16 protein-coding genes and 1 riboswitch are annotated in these 17,786 nt (G+C 73.6%); of the genes, 8 read left to right on the top strand and 8 right to left on the bottom strand.

The window, feature by feature from the left end:
- Nucleotides 1-387 (top strand): integrase core domain-containing protein (locus FZC61_RS22635; RefSeq protein ID WP_211357409.1); only part of this gene is annotated, 387 nt, incomplete at its 5' end.
- Here the strand turns inward: FZC61_RS22635 and FZC61_RS22630 are convergent.
- From FZC61_RS22630 to FZC61_RS22620, 3 genes are all read right to left on the bottom strand, one after another.
- The gene (locus FZC61_RS22630) at nt 321-866 is read right to left on the bottom strand and encodes a hypothetical protein (protein WP_148616533.1); all 546 of its coding nucleotides are present in this window, start codon (nt 864-866) and stop codon (nt 321-323) included. The genes FZC61_RS22635 and FZC61_RS22630 overlap by 67 nt on opposite strands.
- A gap of 35 nt (nt 867-901) precedes the next feature.
- Nucleotides 902-1,018, bottom strand: a riboswitch (SAM riboswitch).
- A 187-nt stretch (nt 1,019-1,205) separates the two neighbouring features.
- Nucleotides 1,206-1,718, bottom strand: a complete 513-nt coding sequence (locus FZC61_RS22625) for a hypothetical protein (protein ID WP_148616532.1) — start codon at nt 1,716-1,718, stop codon at nt 1,206-1,208.
- Between the two features lie 81 nt (nt 1,719-1,799).
- Complete coding sequence (locus FZC61_RS22620; RefSeq protein ID WP_148616531.1) at nt 1,800-3,365, bottom strand: hypothetical protein; 1,566 nt, start codon at nt 3,363-3,365, stop codon at nt 1,800-1,802.
- Between the two features lie 92 nt (nt 3,366-3,457).
- Between FZC61_RS22620 and FZC61_RS22615 the strand changes: the two genes are divergently transcribed.
- A complete protein-coding gene (locus FZC61_RS22615; protein WP_148616530.1) occupies nt 3,458-6,397 on the top strand; it encodes an AfsR/SARP family transcriptional regulator in 2,940 nt (979 codons plus the stop codon).
- A gap of 163 nt (nt 6,398-6,560) precedes the next feature.
- Complete coding sequence (locus tag FZC61_RS22610; RefSeq protein WP_148616529.1) at nt 6,561-7,844, top strand: ATP-binding protein; 1,284 nt, start codon at nt 6,561-6,563, stop codon at nt 7,842-7,844.
- 13 nt (nt 7,845-7,857) lie between these two features.
- On the opposite strand, the gene FZC61_RS22605 is transcribed toward FZC61_RS22610, so the two are convergent.
- From FZC61_RS22605 to FZC61_RS22595, 3 genes are all read right to left on the bottom strand, one after another.
- Nucleotides 7,858-8,541 (bottom strand): maleylpyruvate isomerase N-terminal domain-containing protein, encoded by a 684-nt coding sequence (locus FZC61_RS22605; RefSeq protein WP_148616528.1) that lies wholly within the window; start codon nt 8,539-8,541, stop codon nt 7,858-7,860.
- Nucleotides 8,542-8,603: 62 nt separating this feature from the next.
- Nucleotides 8,604-9,464 carry a LysR family transcriptional regulator gene (locus FZC61_RS22600; RefSeq protein ID WP_148616527.1) on the bottom strand — a complete coding sequence of 287 codons (861 nt, stop codon included), beginning with the start codon at nt 9,462-9,464 and terminating at the stop codon, nt 8,604-8,606.
- 35 nt (nt 9,465-9,499) lie between these two features.
- A complete protein-coding gene (locus FZC61_RS22595) occupies nt 9,500-10,159 on the bottom strand; it encodes a TetR/AcrR family transcriptional regulator (protein WP_148616526.1) in 660 nt (219 codons plus the stop codon).
- A gap of 53 nt (nt 10,160-10,212) precedes the next feature.
- On the opposite strand from FZC61_RS22595, the gene FZC61_RS22590 reads away from it, so the two are divergent.
- On the top strand, nt 10,213-11,526 hold the full coding sequence (locus tag FZC61_RS22590) for a cytochrome P450 (protein WP_246142858.1): 1,314 nt from the start codon (nt 10,213-10,215) through the stop codon (nt 11,524-11,526).
- Here FZC61_RS22590 and FZC61_RS22585 read toward each other — a convergent pair.
- Nucleotides 11,509-12,102 carry a TetR/AcrR family transcriptional regulator gene (locus FZC61_RS22585; protein WP_170286242.1) on the bottom strand — a complete coding sequence of 198 codons (594 nt, stop codon included), beginning with the start codon at nt 12,100-12,102 and terminating at the stop codon, nt 11,509-11,511. The genes FZC61_RS22590 and FZC61_RS22585 overlap by 18 nt on opposite strands.
- Nucleotides 12,103-12,174: 72 nt before the next feature.
- On the opposite strand from FZC61_RS22585, the gene FZC61_RS22580 reads away from it, so the two are divergent.
- The 4 genes from FZC61_RS22580 to FZC61_RS22565 all read left to right on the top strand — a co-directional run bounded on the left by FZC61_RS22580 (nt 12,175) and on the right by FZC61_RS22565 (nt 14,439).
- Nucleotides 12,175-12,594, top strand: a complete 420-nt coding sequence (locus tag FZC61_RS22580) for a tautomerase family protein (protein ID WP_148616524.1) — start codon at nt 12,175-12,177, stop codon at nt 12,592-12,594.
- 1 nt (nt 12,595) lies between these two features.
- Nucleotides 12,596-13,615 carry a zinc-dependent alcohol dehydrogenase gene (locus FZC61_RS22575; RefSeq protein WP_148616523.1) on the top strand — a complete coding sequence of 340 codons (1,020 nt, stop codon included), beginning with the start codon at nt 12,596-12,598 and terminating at the stop codon, nt 13,613-13,615.
- Between the two features lie 107 nt (nt 13,616-13,722).
- On the top strand, nt 13,723-13,935 hold the full coding sequence (locus FZC61_RS22570; RefSeq protein WP_148616522.1) for a hypothetical protein: 213 nt from the start codon (nt 13,723-13,725) through the stop codon (nt 13,933-13,935).
- Nucleotides 13,936-14,031: 96 nt separating this feature from the next.
- On the top strand, nt 14,032-14,439 hold the full coding sequence (locus FZC61_RS22565) for a hypothetical protein (RefSeq protein ID WP_148616521.1): 408 nt from the start codon (nt 14,032-14,034) through the stop codon (nt 14,437-14,439).
- A gap of 16 nt (nt 14,440-14,455) precedes the next feature.
- Here the strand turns inward: FZC61_RS22565 and FZC61_RS22560 are convergent, their stop codons facing one another.
- The gene (locus FZC61_RS22560; RefSeq protein WP_211357407.1) at nt 14,456-17,710 is read right to left on the bottom strand and encodes a PAS domain-containing hybrid sensor histidine kinase/response regulator; all 3,255 of its coding nucleotides are present in this window, start codon (nt 17,708-17,710) and stop codon (nt 14,456-14,458) included.
- Nucleotides 17,711-17,786 lie beyond the last annotated feature (76 nt).

Here is a 17,786-nt window from a genome sequence, read left to right as displayed (position 1 = left end):
TCGCCCACCGGTGCGCTGGTGACCAACGCGCTCGGTATGGCCATCGACAGCCGGCTCGACAAGCACGCTGAGCCAGGCACGATCATCCACTCCGACCAGGGCGTCCAATTCGGGTCCTGGGCGTTCACCAAGCGCGCCAAGGACTCCGGTCTGCTCGCCTCGATGGGCAGCATCGGCGACTGCTACGACAACTCGATGATCGAGTCATTCTGGTCGCGCATGCAGGTCGAACTCCTGGACCGCAAGAAGTGGGGCACCCGCCTCGAGCTGGCCAACGCGATTTTCGAGTACCTCGAGATCTGGCATAACCGCAAACGCCGTCACAGCAAACTCGGATGGCTCTCGCCGATAGAGTTCGAACGCAACCGCATCATCACCGTGGCATGAGATCCAAGCAATCTCGACTGCGTGGAACCCGGGGCAGACCAGAGCCTCCACCAGACCCGGGGCAATTCAGTGATCGCGACGCCGGTGGCCAGGTCGACGATCGGGTTGGTGGTCTCGGGGGCCCACAGGGCTGGTTGCTCGGGGGTCGGTACGTCGCCCAGGCCGCCGTCGAGGACCCGGACGCAGTGCCAGCCGCTGGGTGTATCGAGGACGTAGTACTGCTCGTGCAGTCGCACGGGGTCGCCCACGGCGAGCGTGTCGGCGAGGGGCTGGTGGTGCCAGACCTCGAGGGCGGAGTCGTGGTCAACGTAGGCGAGGTGGACGGTGAGACCGGTGATGGCGGTGACGACGGCGTCGCGCCATCCCCAGGGGGTGCGGCCGACGTGGTTGGCGTGGATGAAGTGGATCTGGTGCCCGGCCCGGTAGCTGCCGCAGTGGGGACCGGTGCAGGGAGTGAGGGACTTGGTGGTTAATGACATGTGGACGCTCCCGTGGAGGGGCCGACGCCGAGGCGTCACCCGTCTTGACCCAGGCGGTCGCCTGGGGCCGGGTCTTCTCCAGAAGGCACCGTGTCGGGTGACGCGGTTGCCGTCCGCCCACGTCTGGAGGCGTGCGGGCGGGACTCTTGACCTAAACCAGACGGTACGGGCTCCCGCCGACAGTCCGGTATCGAGCCTGCGGGTGGCTGCCTTGGCGCACAAGACACCGAAGCCCCAGATCAGTGTGCTGACCCCGGGTTGTTAGTGCGCTCATCAGAACAGACGCCGACGGCGCCACCCCGGGTCGGGGTGGCGCCGTCGGCGTGTGGAGCCACATGCTCAGCCGTAGTAGACCTGCCAGTTGGTGGCGTTGACGGCCGCGGAGCAGGTTGCGACGACGGTTCCGTAGCGGTTGCTCTGGCAGGCCCGCACCTGGATTCCGTCGACGGCCCAGCCAGAGGTGTTGCGCGATGCCCAGACGAACTTCGAGACGTTCGTGTCGCAGTTGAAGCCGACGGTGATCCAGGCGCTGGCCGAGCCGTTGGTCAGCCCACGCATCTGCAGGGTGGCGCAGTAGTTGTCGTTGCGGACGTCCCTGAGGTTGGCTCCGACGTAGAAGCTCGTCTGCGAGCCGGAGATGGTGGCGTCGCCGCTGGCGGCACCGTAGTAGCTGTTGATGCTCACCTTGCCGCCGTAGCTGTACGACGCGGCGTCGGCCTGGCCGGCCATCCCGAGGATCGCCAGGACCGTCAGCAGCGGAGCCAGTCCTGCGAGGAGGAAGCGGCGCAGGGTGGGGCGGGAGGCGGTGGCGGTGGCGGTGGCGGTGCGGGTGTTCGTGGCGTTGGTGTTCATGTCCTGCTCCTTCGATCGGGGCCCTTGTGGGCCGATGAAGGAACCTTCGCAACGCGCACTTAGCGTCGGCTTAGCGTCGACTTAGCGGCAGATCCAGCGTGACGTCGCAGTGGTGCGCACGACCATGACGACGTCGGGCCTGGTGCCCCCGAAGTCGCCGTCCCGCACGTTGTGACTGCTCGAGGCGAGCCCGCGGCGGTCGACGCAGGCCGACGAGCCCACGGGGGGCCTGCCGTCTGACAGGCAGCGGACGACGGGCACGTACGACGTCGAGCCGTTCGCCTTGCGCAGGACGTCGACCGACTTCCAGCCACGCCCTGCGAGCAGGCGCTCGTCGATCCGGAACGTCAGGATGGCCGGGTCGGTGCGGGTGGCTCGCAGGTGGTCGGCATGGGCGAGGAAGGGAGCGCCCAGGCTCCTCAGGCCGGGCTGCTCCGCGAGCTCGCGGACCCGGACTGCCGCCCCCGACGGGTCGCGTCGGGGCACCCGGAGCCTGGCGTTCTGACGGTCGGCGTCGAAGGTCGAGGCCTGGCACCGGGGCACGGTCGGGTCGAAGCACCGGCCCGTGCCGTAGCTGTCCCCCGGTCCGACCGACGCTGCGCGGGCCGGGCCTTCCGGCAGCAGCAACGTGCCGTCCGTGACCGCGATCCGACCGGCTGCGGTCTGCGAGTAGTCGGCGTTGATGGTCGCGAGACCACCCCCACCCGTCTTCTCGATCAGCCCGTCGTTGACCACCGTGGCCAGGCCCGCGATCCCGGTGTCGCGTTCGATGAAGCCCTCGTACACGCCCCCGTCGGACTCGATGCGCAGCGTCCCGGTCCGGGACGAAGGGAGCTGGCGCGGACGGAGCTCGAGGGACGCGCCGTGGTCGGCGGCCAGGAAGCCGCGGTCACGAAAGCGCAGCAGACCACGGACGACGAGCTGGTACTGGTCCCCGAGGTTGACGCCGCCTCCCTCGACGTCGACCACCCCTGAGTCGGCCACGGTCAGGAGGCCGCGGGTGCCGGTCACCGGCATCGGGTCGGGGCTGGTCCCGGCATCGGGACCGTCCGGGCCGAAGCAAGGCTCCTCGCCCGGGTACGACGGATAGGGGTACGGCGGCACCGGGTAGTAGCGGCACAGCCGGGTGAACAAGGACGCCGCCTTGCCCGGGCCGAGGTTCCTGATCGACACCGAGCCGAGGACGTCGAGCCGGGCGTCGCCGCCGAAGCCAGCCCCGAGGACCTCGAGGCGACCACGCACGGTCGAGGGCTGGCTGGCCTGGTCGCCGAACACCACGACCTTCGCCCCCAGCCCGATCCTGAGCCGGGCGCCCGAGGCGATGTCCATCGTGGCGATCGAGTAGACCTCGGAGGTGTCGCCGGTGATGAAGGGCGTGCCGCCGGCGGGGATGCAGACGTACTTGTCGCCGGTCATCGGGGAGGTGCCCGTCGACCAGTTGGCGTCCTCGGCCCACGCGTCGGAGGTTCCGGGCCCGACGCCCGCGCCCTGCCAGACGTTGGCCGTCAGTCCCGGCAGTGCACGGCAGAAGGATCCGGCGGCCTGCGCGGGGGCGCTCGCGGGGAGCTGCGCCGCCACCAGGAGCGAGGAGATCAGGGCGAGCGCCGCCAGCGGGACGGTGCGGGGCCGGAGGCGCAGCGGGGTCACCCCCCGAGGCTAACGATCGGCCGGGGCGTCCGACGGTCTTCCGCGCTTCTCGTCCCCGGGGGCGTCCCGGCGGTTGCGCTACCCTCCACGCCATGGAGATCCGGCTCCTCGGCCCGATCGAGGTCGCCACGCCGGACGGCATCGTCGCGCTGGGACCGCCGCGTCAGCGGGCTGTCCTGGCGATGCTCGCGCTCGCCGCCGGCGAGGTGGTGTCCACCGACAGGCTGGTCGACGGGCTGTGGGCCGAGGCCCCGCCCAACAACCCGCTCGCGGCCCTGCAGGTCTTCATCCACGGACTGCGCAAGACCCTGCGTGGGGCGACCGGCCAGGAGCTGGTGAGCCGCGACGCCCCGGGCTACCGCCTCACGGTAGGACCCGGGGCCACGGACGTCGCCCGGTTCCTCGACCTGCACCGCCAGGCGCGAGAGGCGCGCACGGCGGGCCGGATGGGCGATGCCCGCGACCGACTGGAGGAGGCTGAGCGACTCTGGCGCGGCCCGGCGCTGGCCGACGTGCTCAGCGCCCCGTTCGCCCAGGCCGAGGCGGTACGCCTCGACGAGCTGCGCCTGTCGGCGCAGGAGGACGCCTACGACGTCCGCCTGGCCCTGGGTGAGCACGCCGCCGTCGTGGACCCGCTCGCCCGGGCGGTCGACGATCACCCCATGCGCGAGCGGTTCTGGGGCCAGCTCATGACGGCGCTCTACCGCAGCGAACGCCAGGGTGAGGCCCTGGCGGCGTACTCCCGTGCGCGAGACCAGCTCGCCGACGAGCTGGGCATCGACCCCGGGTCGGCCCTGCAGGCGCTCGAGCTCGCGATCCTGCGCCAGGATCCGGCGATCAGCGCCCCGCAACCCGGTCGGACCGCCCCGGTCGCCTCCCGGGCCCGGACCCGGGTGCCGGTGCCGGCGACCCCGACGTTCGGGCGCGACCAGCTGGTCGCCGAGGTGGTCACCCTCCTGCGCCGCCCCGACGTCCGTCACGTGTGCCTGACCGGCCCCGGCGGGTCGGGGAAGTCGCGGGTCGCGGCACTGGTGGCGAACGACGTGGCCGAGGCGGTCGCCGGCGCCGTGGTCTACCTCCCGGTGACCGAGCGCACCGAGCCTGCGCAGCTGGTCACCGAGGCGTCGCTCGCCCTGACCGGGACCGACGACGCCGACGCCCTGACCGACTTCGAGGGCCCGGGCCTGATCGTGCTGGACAACCTCGAGTCGCTGGCGAGCCCGGGCAGCCTGGTCAGCGACCTGGTCGCCCGTACCCGCGACGTGACCGTCCTGGCGACGAGCCGGGTCCCGATGCGGATCAGGGCGGAGCACGACATCGCCGTACCGCCCCTGGACGTGCCGGGGCAGGCGGCGTCCGCCGACGAGACGGCGACGAGCCCCTCCGTGCAGATGTTCCTCGAGCGCGCCGAGGCCGCGTCGCCCGGCTTCGACGGGGCGGCCCACCTCGCCGACGTCGCCGACCTGTGCCGGTTCCTCGACGGCTTCCCACTGGCCATCGAGCTCGCGGCCGCCCAGGTGCGGCTCCTCCCGCCGGCCAAGATCCGGGCGGCGCTCGACCACGACCTCGCCCTCCTGGCCACGCGCAACGTCGACGTCCCCGAACGGCAGCAGACCCTCACGGCGACCATCGCCTGGAGCTACGACCGGCTGGGCGACGCTGCTCGCAGCGTGCTCGGCCGCCTGGCGATCTTCGAGCGCGGCTTCACCGTCGAGGCCGTCGAGGCGATCTGCGGCGACGTCCCCGACGTGCTCGACGCCCTGGCCGAGCTGGTGGAGGCCCGGCTCGTCCGCAACGTGGCGGCGCGGGTCGAGATCCGCTTCGCGGTGGCCGGCACCGTCCGTGCGTTCGCCCGCGGCCGGCTGGACCCGGCGGAGTCCGACGCCCTCCGGGCGGCCCTGGGCCAGCACCTGCTCGGCCGGGTGCGGGGCTGGGGGTCGCAGGTCGACGGACCCGATGGCGCGACGGTCATCGGCCGCTTCGACGACACCGCGGCCGACCTCGACGCGCTGCTCGAGTGGGCGGTGCGGACGCAACGTGGGGACCTCGCGACCGAGCTGGTCGAGCACTCGACCGAGCTCTGGATCGCCTCCGGGCGGATGACCGAGGGCCGGCGGCGCACGGCGGCGCTGCTCGACCTGGACCTCGCGCAGAGCGATCGGGCCGCGGCGAAGCTGGCCGCGGCGAAGCTCGACTACCACCTCACCCGTTTCGAGGCGTCCATCGAGGCCGCGCGAGCGGCGCTGGCGTGCAGCGGTGGCCGGCCCGCGACCCGGGTCTCCGCCCGGGCCTACCTCGGTGCCGCCCTGCTGGTCACCGGGTCCGGGGACGAAGGCAGAGCACTGGCCGCGCAGGCGCTGGACGAGGGGGAGTCGCTCGGGCTCTACGCGGTCTCGGTGTTCGCCCTCTCGGCGCTGGCCATCGCCTCGGCCCTCAGCGGTGACCTCGAGCAGGAGAAGGTCTACTACGAGCAGCGTCTGCGCGCCGTGACGGAGCGTGGCGACGTGGCCCGGGTGGCCGACACGCTGAACACGCTGGCCGAGATCGCGCTGGACGACGCCGACGGCGAGCTGGCCACCGCGTATGCGGAGGAGTCCGTGGGCATCGCCGGGGGAGTCCTGCTCCTCGAGGCCCGGGACGCCCACATCACCCTGGCGCGCGCAGCGGTCGTGCTGGGCGATCCGGTGGCTGCGGCGCGACACCTCGCCCACGCGCGCGAGCTGGTGGACCGGACCGGTCAGTCGTTCGCCCTGGCGCAGTGGCTGCGTGCGGGAGGATGCCTGGCCGCCGTGCTGGGGAGGTCGGCGCTCGCCGTGCAGGTCTTCGCAGCGGCGCAGACGGCGTCGGCCTCGCCGTCCGGGACGGACGAGCCGATCGAGGTCGACTTCAACGAACGTCTCGCGGCGTGCCGGGACGCGCTCGGGGAGGCGGCGGCCTCCCGGGCGTGGACGCTCGGCAGGACGCTCCCGATCACCACCACCCGCCACAAGCTCGAGGCGCTGCTGCAGGAGGTCGAGGCCGGCGGCGGCTAGCCCGACCGTCCGGGTCGTGTCCACGACCGTGCGTCCTCCCCGTCGCGACCGTGGCCGGGGCTACGATCCGGTGGGCCCGACGGGGGCCGGCTGGCGTCCACCTCCCTGCAGCAGGTGGTGAGGGTGAGTCGTTCTGTGACACGTCGTGACCTGAGGCGTTCGGGTGCCTGAGCCGGTCGTCATCGTCTTGCGGTCCGACGCCCGCAGCGTCGGTGAGGCCCGTCGCCGGGTGCGCGACGTGGTCCAGGACGCCGGCGGCCACGAGCACCTCGACGCGGTCGTCCTGGCGCTGTCGGAGGTGGTGACCAACGCGTTCGTCCACGCCGGCACCGACGTGACGGTGCTGGTGTGGGCCACGGCGGACGGGACGCGCGTCGAGGTCGAGGACGGCGCGACGCGCCTGCCTGCTCGTCGGCACTACGCCGAGGCGGCGACGACAGGGCGCGGCCTGCAGCTGGTCGACGAGGTGACCCGGCGTTGGGGCGCTCATCGTCGAGGCGCCGGCAAGGTGGTCTGGTTCGAGGTCGGGGACGTGCCCGGCTGGGAGGCCGACGCCGACGCCCCGTCCGGGGCGGGCCACGCCCCACCGGCAGCGGTCCACACCGTGACGCTCGTGGCGGTCCCCCTGCTGATGCACTGGGCGTGGCAGGAGCACGCCGCTGCGTTGCTGCGCGAGTACCTCCTCTACGTGCTGGACGACGACGTGACGATCCTCGACCGTCACGCCGAGGCCAGCAAGGCACTGAGCCTGCTGCGCGACCAGGTGCCGGCGCCGGTGCTGAGCGACGACCGCGACGTGCTCATGGTCGACGCCATGGAGCCGAGCGTGACCTCCGAGGCCGTGGTCCTGCAGGTGCCGGCGGGGTCCCTGTCGGACTTCGTGACCCTCGACGACCTGCTGCGCCGGGCCCTCGACGCGGCGCGGGCCGGCCACCTCCTGGGCCCGCCGACCCAGCCGGAGATCGAGGAGATGCGTCTGTGGCTGTGCGGCGAGATCGCCCGCCAGGCGGGCGGCGACCCGACGTCCGTCGCGTGGGTCGCCAGGACCGACACGCGCGAGACCGTCGCCGACCAGGCCCTGCTGACCGCCACCTACGCCGCACTGGCGGCCACGGAGGAGTCGTTGCTCGCCACCGACGAGGCCAGCGTCATCGTCGCGGTCTCACCGTCGGCCCTCCGGGTGCTGGGCTACGCCCATCGCGACGAGCTCCTCGGACGTCGGGTCATCGCCGTCATCCCCGGCCGCTACCACCAGGCCCACATCGCCGGCATCACGCTCAACGCGACCAACGGCCGTGACACCCTCCTCGGCGTACCCCTCGCCGTGCCCATGGTGCACCGTGACGGTGCGGAGGTGCTGGTGTCGCTCGAGGTGCGTCCAGAACGGCTCGACCGGGACCACCGCGTCTTCGTCGCCCGGTTCCGGCCGACCGCAGCGCGGTCGTGAGGCCCACCGCCTGCTACTCGCCCAGCGAGTGTGCGGTGGGACCGAACACCGGCAGGCGGCTCATCAGCTCCGCCGACGGGGTGCCGCGCCACCCCAGGGTGCGGATCTCCTCGGGTGTGCGCCGCCCCATGCGCACCCGTAGCCAGGTGAAGCAGTCGACCTCGAGTCCGGGCGCGTCGGCTCCGTCCTGCGCGAACTGGAGGATCAGCGCGCCGGGAGCCGTGCTCGCGTCGCTGACCGACCACGGTCCGACCAGCACCCGCGCCGCCACCTCGACGTCTCGATGGTCACGCGCGCCCGGCAGCCCGAGCGCGGTGCGCACGTCGTGCTCGTGCGACAGGGCGTCGAGGAACGGCGGCCAGCGGCCGGGGCTCTGCGTGAACGACGCCTCGGCGACCGGGCCGTACAGGTCCCACAGGTCGAGGAGCTCGGGACCGGTGTCGCCACGGTGGCGATCGAGCTGGGCCCCGGTGGCCTCGGGCCCGGGAGGCCCGGTGAGACGACCGGCGCGCCCGTCCTCGAGGTTGCCCACCAGGTGCGCCAGGACTCCGTGAACGCTCCAACCGGGACACGCGCGCACGTCCTCGTCCCACATCCGCGGGTCGCGCTCGTCCTCCTGCCGCAGCAGTGCCGACAGGCGGAGGCGGACCGAGCGGTACAGGACGCCGACGTCCTCGGAGTCGGGTGACGAAGACACGCCGCCACGCTACGGCGCCGGCGGCCCGACCGGAACCTCCGTGCCGGCCGTACGACGTGCGCTCAGCGGGCCAGCGCGAGCCGCGGCGAGGCGAGGACCTCGCGCACGGCGTCCACGGCCACGCGTACGACGTCGGGGTCGAGGTCGGGGCGCGGGCAGACGTGCAGGGCGAGGGGATCGGCGACGGGTAGCGACGTGACGGGCGCGAGCCCCGGTGGCGGCTCGTCGAGCGCCATCAGGGCAACGCCGAGACCGGCGGCGACGGCGGCCTGGACGCCGGCCAGCTGCGTGGCCTCGGTGCCCACGGTGGCGGCGAGGCCGTGGCGCTCGAGGGTCTCCAGCGCTCGCTTGCGCAGCTCGCAGGGACTCGTGAAGCCGACCAGCGGCACCGGCTGGCGGTCGTCGGGACGTCGCCAGTCGGGGGCGGCGTACCAGTGCAGGTCGAGCCGACCGACCTCGATCGACCCGGGGTGGTCGGTGGCGTTGAGGAGCAGCGCGAGGTCGACCTTGCCGGTCGCGAGCCCCTCGCGCAGCCGCGAGCCTCGGTCGATGCGGTAGCGGAAGGTCGTGGGTCCCTCGGCGCCGAGCCTGGCCGACAGTGCGGGCAGCAGCCGGGCGGCGGCGTGCTCGGTCGAGCCGATCGTGACCTCCAGCCGGGCGGCGCCCAGCTCGCGCAGCGTCTGGTCGTGCAGCTCGAGGAGGCGCCGGGCCGCCTCGAGCAGGCGCTGCCCGTCGGCGGTGAACCGCGACCCGCGGCCGTGGCGCTCGACCAGCGGCCTGCCGACCGCCGCCTCGAGCCGCCGCACGTGCTGGCTCACGCCGCCTTGGCTGAGGTGCAGCACCTCGGCGGCCCGCTGGAAGCCGCCGCAGTCGGCCACGGCGACGAAGCTGCGCAGCGGCCCAATGTCGAGCGTGCGAGTCACGTCAATCAGTTTAGTGGACAACGGAGCGAGCGTGGTCAGGACCCGCGTCTCGGCCCCGCTGCGCGTACGTCGTTGGCCCCGCCCCCCATGACCAGCGTCAGCACCCGGCCGAGCAGCTGGTCGGGCACGGAGGCGGGGTCGGCGTGCCGCTCGATGGCCAGGCCGTTGCTCAGGGCGAGCAGGACGGTGGCGAGCTCCGCGGGCGGCAGGGGCAGGGGTGCGCCGGCCTGGCTGAAGTGGTCGGTGATGGCGGTGGTGACCGCGGCGTGCAGCTCACGCCGGCGGTCGAGGAACGCTCCGTCGGTGCGACCGCTGCGTACGGCGCGCTGCCAGAGCTCGAGGAACAGCAGGGTCCAGTCGCGCTGGCGGTCGAAGGCGAGGGTCAGCTGGTCGCCGAGGGTCTGCGCGCGCTCGACCAGGGGGGTGGCCGCGTCGCTCACGGCCTCCAGCCCGGTGTCGAGGTAGGCGGTGACCTTGTCGTCGACCAGCGCGGCGACCAGGCCGTCCTTGCTGCCGAAGTTGGAGTAGACCGCGCCCTTGGTGAACCCGGCGGCCGCGGCGACGTCGTCGAGGCTGGCGGCATCGATCCCGCGGCGGGCGAACACCTGGGCGGCTGCGTCGAGCAGGGCGCGGCGCACCTCGTCGCGAGAGGGGCGGGAGGGTCTCGCTGAGCGGGAGACGGGGTCGGTTGACATCGCTGGCTACGATACTCCTGAGTATTCGATACCGATCAGTATTGAGGGGCACCGTGAGGATCCGGCAGGACGTCGAGCAGAAGGTCGCGGGCTCGCTGCGGTGGGGCCTGGGCCACGCCCTGCCCCGCACCGCCATCCGGGGCTCGGCCAAGCGGGGCGACCTGCACGGCCGGCTCGTCGAGGCCACCGACACCGAGGAGACGCTCGAGCTGTTCGAGCAGATCCGGGCCGCGGGCCCGCTGCACCGCGCGAAGTTCGCGTTCGTGACGGCGTCGCAGCCGGTCGTCAAGGAGGTACTGACCAGTCCCGACATGCGCACCGGCGTCGACTTCGGCCCGGGCGGCCCGCTGTCGAAGGTCAGCGCCTGGGCCTTCCGGTCGGCCCCGATCGGACCCCTGACCCCGCCGTCGCTGCTGGTCACCGAGCCGCCCGACCACACGCGCTACCGCAAGCTCGTGACCCGGGTCTTCTCGGTCCGCGCCGTCCAGCGGCTGCGCGAGCGCACGCAGGAGATCGCCGACGGGCTGCTCGACGGGCTCGATCCGACGCAGCCGGTCGACCTCGTGACGACGTACTGCGCGCAGCTGCCCGTCACCGTGATCGCGGAGATCCTCGGCGTGCCCCAGCGCGACCACCACCGGGTGCTCCGGTTCGGCACCGGCGCGGCGCCGTCCCTCGATCTGGGGCTGTCGTGGGGCGTGTTCCGCGACGTGGAGAGGTCGCTCGTCGAGTTCGAGGACTGGCTCGACGAGCACCTCGCGCACGTACGCCGCCACCCGGGCGACGACCTGTTCAGCCAGCTGGTCACCGCGCGCGACGACGACGGCGCCGTGCTCGACGACGCCGAGCTCAAGGCCACCGCCGGGCTCGTGCTCGCCGCCGGCTTCGAGACGACCGTCAACCTGCTCGGCAACGGCATCCGGCTGCTCCACGACCACCCCGACCAGCTCGCTGCGCTGCGCGAGCAGCCCGCGCTGTGGCCCAACGCTGTCGACGAGGTCCTGCGCCACGACCCGCCGGTGCTCCTGACCGGACGAATGGCCAGCCGCGACACCGAGATCGCCGGCGTCACCGTCCCGCGCGGCGCGATGGTGACCACGCTGCTGGCCGGCGCCAACCGCGACCCCGACGTGTTCGTCGACCCGCACGTCTTCGACGTCGCCCGCCCCAACGCCGGCGAGCACGTGTCGTTCTCGTCGGGCCGGCACTACTGCCTGGGCGCGGCCCTGGCCCGGATGGAGGGCGAGGTCGGCCTGCGCACCCTCGTCGACCGCTTCCCCGACCTGCGCCTCGAGCCGGGCAGCCGGCGGCGCACCACCCGCATCCTGCGCGGCTACGCCACGCTGCCGTCAGTCCTCGCGCCCTGACGTCGCGCGTGCGTCGGCGGCCCCGCCGAGCAACCGGCTCAGCTCGTCGACGGCGAGGTCGTACGGCGCCACCTCGCCGGCGGCCCGGGCGGTGACCAGGGCGCCTTCAACGGTGGCCAGGGTCAGGGTGGCGAGCCCCGCGCTGCGCGCCGGGTCGACGCCCGCGCTCTCGAAGCAGGCCGTCAGCGCCGAGACCCAGCTCGTGAAGACCTCCGTCGCGGCCTGCGACGCCAGCGGTCCGGCGGCGTCGGAGCCGGCGACCGCGGCGACGGCGCACCCGGCGTCGCACGCCGAGTCGACCAGCACCCGGCGGAAGAGCCCGGCGAGGACGGCCAGGACGTCGACGGGCGCCTCGACCTCGGCGCGCTGCAGCGCGCCGACGACGCGGACGCCGACGGTGCGCATCGCCTCGGCCACCATCTCGTCCTTCCCGCCGGGGAAGTGGTGGTAGATCGAGCCGCGCGGCGCTCCGGTCAGCGCCACCACGTTGCGGAACGAGGCCTCGGCCAGCCCGGCGCGGGAGAGCAGCTGGGCTGCTCCCAGGGTCATCTGCTCGCGGGGTGACGGGGTGCTCACGAGATCTCCTTGACGTCGGACTATGCCACCCATCATAGTCGCTATGACACTCGTCATAAGCAGGAGGACACCATGCCCATGATCGACGTGACCGCCCCAGCCGGTCTGCTGCCCGCTGCGACCCACGACACCCTGCGCCGCCGGCTGGGCGAGGCGCTCCTGCGTGCCGAGCGCGCCCCGCTCGCCCCGCCGTTCACCGACCACACCGGTGTCTTCCTGCACGAGCTGCCCCCGGCGGCGGTCGGCACCGCCGGCGAGCCCGCCGCCACGGTCGTGCGGGTGCAGGTCACCACGCCCCCCGGTGCGCTCGACCGCGACGGCCAGCGCGAGCTCGTCTCGGCGGCGACGACTGCGGTGGCCGACGCTGTCGGCGACCCCGCGCAGGCGGGACGCACGTGGGTGCTGCTGACCGAGGCCGCCGAGGGCGGCTGGGGCGTCGGCGGGGTCGCGCTGGGCCACGCCGAGTTCGCCGCGCTGCGGGCCGGTCGCTGACGTGCGCGCGCTCGTCCACACCGGACCCGGCGACCTCGCGTGGCAGGACCTGCCCGACGTCGCCCCGCCCGGCCACGGCGCGCTGGTGCGGCCCTTGGCCGTGGCGCGCTGCGACCTCGACAGCGCCATGGCGGCCTTCGGTCTGTTCCCCGGCCCCTACGCCGTCGGCCACGAGCTGGTCGGCGAGGTCGTCGAGGTCGGCGCCGACGTCGACCTGGCCGTCGGCACCCGCGTCAGCGTGCCGTTCCAGGTCTCCTGCGGCACCTGCGTCGCGTGCCGGGCCGGGCGCACCGTCGCCTGCACGACCTACCGGGCACCGGCCGGGGCGGCGTACGGCTTCGGGGAGCGCGGCGGTGGCCACGGGGGAGCGGTCGCCGACGCGCTCGTCGTCCCGCACGCCGACCACCTCTTGGTCCCGGCTCCTGCCGCGGTGGGCGACGTGGCGCTCGCGACCCTGCCCGACAACGCGCTCGACGCCTACCGCGCCGTCGCGCCCCACCTGGCCGAGCGACCCGGCGCCGACGTGCTGGTGCTCGGTGGGGCCGCTCCCTCCATCGGGCTGTACGCCGTGGCGTGGGCGCGCACGCTCGGCGCGGGCTCGGTGCGCTACGCCGACCACGACGCCGGCCGGTGCGCGGACGCCGAGCGGCTGGGGGCCCGGGTCGAGATCCTCGACGCCGGCTGGCCCCGGCGGTTCGAGCGGGCACCGGTGGTCGTCGACACCACGGCCGACGCTCAGGGCCTGGTGTGCGCCATCCGCTCCACCGAGGACGCCGGGGTGCTGTCGGTGCTCGGCATCGTGTTCGGCGAGGCGTCGGTGCCGCTGCTGGAGATGTACTCCCGCGGACTCACGCTGCACACCTCGCGCGCCGACTCGCGCCACCACCTGCCCGCGGTCCTCGACCTCGTCGCCACCGGTGTCTTCGACCCCCTCGTCGTCCCGGTGACGACGGTGTCGTTCGACGACGCCGCGGAGGCCTGGCTGCAGCCGGCGACCAAGCTGGTCCTGGTCCGGGGCTGAGCGAGACGGGCTCTTGGTCCCGGTCGCCCCGGGAGGTCGGTCCCTACTGCGGGGCCCTCGCGCGACGACAGGCTCGTGGACAACGCCGTCGCCCCGAAGGAGCGGTCATGACCCCGAGCTTCCCCTACGTCGGTCACGAGCACAGCCCGCTGTGGTGGGCCCTGGGGCTCCTGGTCGTCGCCGTCGCCGTCGCCGGGCTGATGGTGCTGTTCCTGGTGGGGGCCAGCCAGGCCCAGGACAGCGAGGACCACGATCGCGAGCACCACGACCGCGAGCCGGCCGACGACGACGTGCGGACCCCGGTCGGTGGGGCGGTCTAGCGCAGCAGGACCCGTGCGTCACCTCCGGTGGCCCGGCGTCGTTGTCCCACCAGACGCGCACCCCCAGCGCGACCCCCACACCCCCCGGAGCCCCCCATGTTCGAGAGCAACGACCACGACGCCGTCCCCGCGACCACGCCCTTCGTCGTCCCCGACCTGTCCGGGCTGGAGCGCCTGTGGGCCGCGATCGTCACCCTCGAGCCCGTCGCGGCCTCGGCCGACACCCTGCGCGACTTCCTCGCCGCGCACCGCCTGATCTGGGACATGCCGTCGCTGTGCGAGGTGTTCCCCGAGATCACCGAGCACCTCGAGGCCCGCTACCACCTGGCCCACGACGGCGAGTCGGTCACGGTCACCTACCTCGCCCCCAGCGCCGACGGCGCCCCCGAGACCTTCGACATCGACGACGTCCGCCACGTCGTCGACATCCTGCTCTCCCGCGAGTACCGCGAGGCCCTGTGGCGCGAGAGCGTCGTGCCGGCCTTCGACCGCCTCGTCGGCTGAGCGCACCCGGACGCGCTCAGGACCTGCTGGTCGAGGCCAGGAGCCAGGCCAGGTAGTCCTCGAGCGCCTCGCCGGCGTCGGCGAGCGCGGTCGCCAGGTCGACCACGAGGTGCATCGCCCCGTCGGTCGTGTGCTCGCGACCCAGCCTGTCGAGCCGTGAGGCGAGCGCCGTGACCCCGGGGAGCCCGAGGTTGCTGGCACTGCCCTTGAGCGCGTGGGCCGCAGCGCTCAACGCGTCGCCGTCGTCGTGCTGCACCGCTCGGGTGCAGGCCGAGATGACCTCGGCGCGGCGGCGCAGGAAGTTGGCGATGGCCCGCTCGATGTAGGTCTCGGCCCCCGGTCCGAGCTCGAGGAGCTCGACGAACCGGTCCTGGTCGAGGTGGGGGCTGGCCGGCCCGCGCGTGCCCGGGCGGGCCGGCACCGGCGGCGCGGAGTGCGGGACCCACCGAGCCAGGGCGACCTGCAGCGCGGTCAACGAGACGGGCTTGGTGAGGAAGTCGTCCATCCCGGCCTCGAGGCAGCGCTCCCGCTCGCCGCTGATGGCCGCGGCCGTCATCGCCAGCACCGGCAGCCGGGGCCCGTCGGCAGGCTCGCGCTCGCGCAGGGCCCGGGTCGTCGCGTAGCCGTCGAGCACCGGCATCTGCACGTCCATCAGGACGACGTCGAAGGCCTGCTGCTCCAGGACGCCCAGCGCCGCCCGGCCGTCGTTGGCCGTCACGACGGTGAAGCCGAGCGCCTCGAGGAACCCGCGCGCGACGAGCTGGTTGATCACGTTGTCCTCCACCACGAGCACCCGGCCGCGGGGCTCGCCGTGGAACGCCGGCACGTGCGCGTCGGCGCCGGTCGCACCGTCCGAGGGGGCCAGGGCGACCAGGAGCGCGTCGCGCAGCACCGACGACGACACCGGCCGGACCAGGCAGGTGGTGACGCCCGCGGCCCGTAGGTCGTCGTCCGGGGCGACGTACGACGAGGTCATGACGATCAGCGGCAGGTCGCTGGGGTAGCCCAGCCCCCGCACGGCGTCGGCGAGGGGGAGGTCGGTCAGCTCGGGCAGCGCCGAGCTCAGCAGCACCGCGTCGTACGCCGCCGGCTCGGGCCCGCCGCGCAGCAGCCGCACGGCCTGCGCCGAGTCGGTGGCCACGGTGGCCCGCACGTCCCACCACCCGAGCTGCTCCACGAGGATCGCCTGGTCGTGCGGGTCGTCCTCGACGACCAGGATCCGGGAGCCGCCGAGCGTGAGGCGCGCCAGCGCCCGGGCCTCGTCGGTCGACCGGCCCGCGGCCGGACCCAGCGGCGCGGTGAACCAGAACGTGCTGCCGGCCCCGGGCTCGCTCTCGACCCCGATCTCGCCGCCGAACGCGGCCACGATCTCGGCACAGATGGCCAGGCCCAGCCCCGTGCCGCCGAATCGTCGGGTGGTCGAGCTGTCGGCCTGGGCGAAGGGCGTGAAGATGTGCTCCTGCTGGGCGCTGGTGATGCCCATGCCGGTGTCGCGGACCTCGAAGCGCAGCAGGCAGCCGTCCGCCGTGCCGGTGCCGGCACCGGACTCGTTGTCGGCGGTGGCGCGGATGCTCACCGACCCGGCGGTGGTGAACTTCAGGGCGTTGGACCCCAGGTTGAGCAGCACCTGCTTGAGGCGGGTCGGGTCGCCGGACAGGACGTCGGGCACGTCGGCGCTGCACGAGACCCGCAGCTCCACGTCGCGCTCGCGGGCGGCGTCGGCGAGCATGTCGCCCACCTCGGCGAGCACCTCGCGGACCTCGACGTCGACGGTCTCGACCTCGAGGTGCCCGGCCTCGATCTTGGAGAAGTCGAGGATGTTGTTGAGCAGGTCGAGCAGGGTCCGGCTCGACACCGACACCCCCGAGACGAAGTGGCGCTGGCGGTCGGAGAGCGTGGTGGCGCTCAGCAGCTCGTTGAGGCCGATGATGCCGTTGAGCGGGGTCCGGATCTCGTGGCTCATCGTGGCCAGGAAGTCGGACTTGTGCTGCGAGGCCTCCACCGCCCGGTCGCGGGCCGCGGCGAGCTCGCGGGTCAGGGCCTCGCGCTCGGCGACCCGCGAGATCAGCGCCATGGCCTGGTCGACCATCTGCTGGATCATGTCGTGGCGGTAGAGCGGGGGCAGCGACGTGATGGTCACGACCGCCAGCACCTGGTCGCCCAGCCGGATCGGCGCCGCGATCGTCAGCCGGCGCTCGGGGTCCCAGACCGACCGCTCCAGGCGCAGGCACTCCAGGGCCGTCGCCAGCTCGAGGGCCTCGACCTCCGCCAGCTCGGGATCGCCGGTCGGGTCGCCCGCGTGGTCGCCGGCCCGGCCCCCCTCGACGTCCTGCTCCAGGTAGGGGACGAGCCCCCGTCCGTCGGGGGTCGGGACGAAGGCCCGGGCGCGGTCCCAGTCGTCGTGGAGCACGACCGTCGACCCGATCTGGCGCAGGACGTCCTCGAGGGTGGTCGCCTCGTTGGCCGCCGTGGCCACCGCCTGCATCAGGGAGTTCTGGGTCACCAGGTCCTGCAGCTGGTCCTCGGTGTCGCGGGCGCGGGTGATGTCCTGGTAGGTGCCGGACACCTCGGTGGGGCGGCCGGCGGCGTCGTAGACGGCCAGGGCCCGCAGCCGCACCCACATCCACCCGCTGCGCCCGCGCTGCCGCAGCTCGAGGTCGGCGCGGGGCTGGTCCCCGCTCAGCAGGCCCTGCACCGCGCCGAGCAGCCGCTGGTGGTCCTCGGGGTGGGTCATCGCGAGCAGCCGCGCCCGGTCGGTGGCCAGCAGGTCGCTGACGTGCTCGCCGTAGAGCTCCTCGAGACCCTCCGAGTGCGTGGCCGTCTGGGCCGCGACGTCCCAGGTCCAGCTGCCGCTGCGGCTGATGCGCTCGGCGCGCACCAGGTGCCGCCGGCTCTCGTAGACCGCCTCGAGCAGCTGCTTGGTCTCGTGGTTGTCGGTCAGCCGGAGGATGACCCCGGTGACCGACCCGTCCTCCTGCAGCCCGGTCTGGCGCAGGCGGACCCACAGCGCTGCCCCGTCGCCGCGCACCACCATCGTGTCGACCTCGTCGTCGAGGAAGGTGCCCCGCGCGGCGCGGGCCAGGTGCTCGGCGGAGTGGCGGCGGCCGGCCTCGTCGAGGAAGTCGTCGAAGAGCCGGCCCGCGAGCCGGTCGGTGCGGAGCAGGGCGTGGGCGCTCGCGTTGGCGAACCGGATCGTGCCGTCGAGCTCGAGGACGACGATCCCGTCCGTGGAGGAGTGCACGATCTGGCGGTACAGGTCACCGTGCTCCACCCGCGGTTCCCTCCTCGGCCTGCGTCTGCCCACCTCGCCTGACGTGCCCCGGACCCCATCCCGTGTGCTCGACCCA

The organism is Nocardioides rubriscoriae (genome assembly GCF_008087085.1).
In the GTDB taxonomy this organism is placed as follows: Bacteria; Actinomycetota; Actinomycetes; order Propionibacteriales; family Nocardioidaceae; genus Nocardioides; species Nocardioides rubriscoriae.
This window is presented reverse-complemented; position numbering and strand designations above follow the sequence as displayed.

Excerpts from the sequence above, each read along its gene's own strand:
- FZC61_RS22570 (WP_148616522.1), top strand. The coding sequence starts at position 13,723 with ATGACCCCGAGCTTCCCCTACGTCGGTCACGAGCACAGCCCGCTGTGG.
- FZC61_RS22580 (WP_148616524.1), top strand. The coding sequence starts at position 12,175 with ATGCCCATGATCGACGTGACCGCCCCAGCCGGTCTGCTGCCCGCTGCG.
- FZC61_RS22565 (WP_148616521.1), top strand. The coding sequence starts at position 14,032 with ATGTTCGAGAGCAACGACCACGACGCCGTCCCCGCGACCACGCCCTTC.
- FZC61_RS22625 (WP_148616532.1), bottom strand. The coding sequence starts at position 1,718 with ATGAACACCAACGCCACGAACACCCGCACCGCCACCGCCACCGCCACC.
- FZC61_RS22615 (WP_148616530.1), top strand. The coding sequence starts at position 3,458 with ATGGAGATCCGGCTCCTCGGCCCGATCGAGGTCGCCACGCCGGACGGC.
- FZC61_RS22595 (WP_148616526.1), bottom strand. The coding sequence starts at position 10,159 with ATGTCAACCGACCCCGTCTCCCGCTCAGCGAGACCCTCCCGCCCCTCT.
- FZC61_RS22630 (WP_148616533.1), bottom strand. The coding sequence starts at position 866 with ATGTCATTAACCACCAAGTCCCTCACTCCCTGCACCGGTCCCCACTGC.